The following is a 2,153-nucleotide window of genomic DNA, read 5'->3' as shown; positions in this document are numbered from 1 at the left end:
GACAGCTCCTGCGCCTCGTCGACGATCACGTGCCCGAACGCCCACGTCCGGTCCGCGCCGGCCCGGTCGCCCACGGTGAGATCGGAGTCCTCGCTGTGACGGCGGGCCAGGGACTCGGCGTCGACGACGTCGTAGGCCATGAGCACCTCCGGATCGAGGTCGTCCTCGATGTCCTGCACGGCCGAACCCGTGAGGATCTCGAGAGCCTCCTCCGCCTGTCGGACCTGCTCCGCCCACGCGCGGTCCGCCTCACTGCCATCGGCGGTCGGGTCCTCGCCGAGGAGTTCGGCGAGCTCGTCCAGCAGCGGTACATCCGCCACCGAGAACGCGGCGCCGTTTTCCCGGAAGAGCGCATCCTGGTCCTCCGCGACGTAGTCACCCGCCGCCTCGGCGATCCGGTCGCGGCTCGACAGCAGGTCGGCGAGGAGTTGCTCGGGCCGTAGCACCGGCCACCACCCGTCGATCGCCTCGGCGACCTCGCGGGAGGCCTCGACCTCCCGGCGGAGTTCCGCGCGGTCATCCGCGTCCAACAGGGGGCGGGCGGCGTCGCCGAGGTCGCCGACACCGTCGCCGTCCGGTGACCATGCCTCGTCCTCCGCCCGCCCGACCGGGTCGGTGAGTGCGGAGACGTACTGCTCGGTGAGGGCGTCGATGATCCGCGTCGCGAACGCGTCGCGGGACTGGTTGTGGGGTCGCCGGGTCATCCGTCCGCGCCCTCTCGCCGCCCGCACCGTCGCCGGGGTCAGTGTCAGATCGTGTCCCTCGACCCGCACCACGACGTCGGCCTCCGGGGCGAGCTGGCGGGCCCGCACCGCGGCCTTGAGGATTCCCACCATCTCGCCGGAGCCCTTGACCTCCTCGCCGCGCAGTGTCTCCGGTCCGGTCGCCCGGACGCCCGGATAGAGATCGGCGAGCGTCCGCAGGACCACCCCCGACTCGCCGAGGGACGGCAGCACGCGCGCGATGTAGTCGAGGAACCGCGCATTGGGTCCGACGATGAGCACACCGCTGCGGTCCAACCGCTGCCGGTGCGTGTAGAGGAGGTAGGCGGCGCGGTGCAGCGCCACGGCGGTCTTTCCGGTACCCGGGCCGCCCTGGACCACCAGGACGCCGGAGTGCGGGTTGCGGATGATCTCGTCCTGCTCCCGCTGGATGGTGGCCACGATGTCCGTCATGTGGGCGGAACGGGCGGTGTCCAGCGCCTCGAGCAGGGCGGACTCGCCCACCACGTCGTCGTGGTCCTCGGGGACCTCACCGTCTTGCGGGGCCGTGAGGTACTCGTCGTGGATCCCGATCACCCGGCGACCGATCGTCCGCAGGTGGCGGCGCCGGTGAGCGCCCTCCGGCCGGGCGGTCGTCGCCAGGTAGAAGGGCCGGCTGTGGTCGGCGCGCCAGTCGAGGAGCAGCGTCGTGAGGTCGTCGTCGTCGTCGCGGAGACCCACGCGCCCGATCCGACGTACCTCGCCGTCCCCCATGTCCAACCGGCCGAAGTACAGGCCCAGGTTGGCGGCGCTGAACGCCGCGAGCTCGGAGGTGTAGAGCCGGGCGAACGACTCCCGTTCCGACCGCGCCTGCGGGGTGCCGCCCGACCCGCGCAGGACGGCGTCCAGGCGCGCACGCGTGTCCGCCCGCAACTCCTCGAGGCGGTCGAGGAGGCGGCCGAGGTGACGTTGTTCCTCGTCGACGGCGTCGTGTCCCGTCACGGGCGCTCCTTCCGGGGTCTGCGTGGTCGGTTCGGGCAGGATGACCAGGCTACCGGGAACCGCGACGGGTGCTCAGACGACGACGACCCCGCCCGGGTGGGGGCGGGGTCGTCGGGAGGCGGTGTGGCCGCCGGCGGTAGTCCGGGGGCGGTGGCCCGCCCCGGTCGTCAGGGACGGATGACGTCGGCGGCCTTCGCGCGGACCTCGTCCGTCATCTTCTTGGCCTCGGAGGCCTTCTTGCCCGCCTCCTTCTCGAACCGGGCGGACTTCTTCCTGGCGTCCTTGCCGGCGCGGGTCGCCTTCTTGCGGGCGTCCTTCTGCGCGTCCTTCTTCTTGGCCTGCGCGGCCTTGCGGGCCTCCTCGGCCCGGACCGCGGCGAGTCGGGTGGCGACACCGGCCTGGTCGCGGACCTGCGCGGTGTAGGGCCGGGCCTCGTCGGCCGCTGCGTGG

1 protein-coding gene and 1 pseudogene are annotated in these 2,153 nt (G+C 72.8%); both read right to left on the bottom strand.

Features of this window, described 5'->3' with window-relative positions:
- A partial coding sequence (locus G6024_RS15740) for a HelD family protein (protein ID WP_159149132.1) occupies positions 1 to 1,703 on the bottom strand: 1,703 nt, incomplete at its 3' end.
- 167 nt (positions 1,704 to 1,870) lie between these two features.
- Positions 1,871 to 2,153 (bottom strand): annotated as a pseudogene (locus G6024_RS15735) (hypothetical protein); the annotation flags it as partial.

Source organism: Dietzia maris, assembly GCF_014144855.1.
GTDB classification, from domain to species: Bacteria; Actinomycetota; Actinomycetes; order Mycobacteriales; family Mycobacteriaceae; genus Dietzia; species Dietzia kunjamensis.
This window is presented reverse-complemented; position numbering and strand designations above follow the sequence as displayed.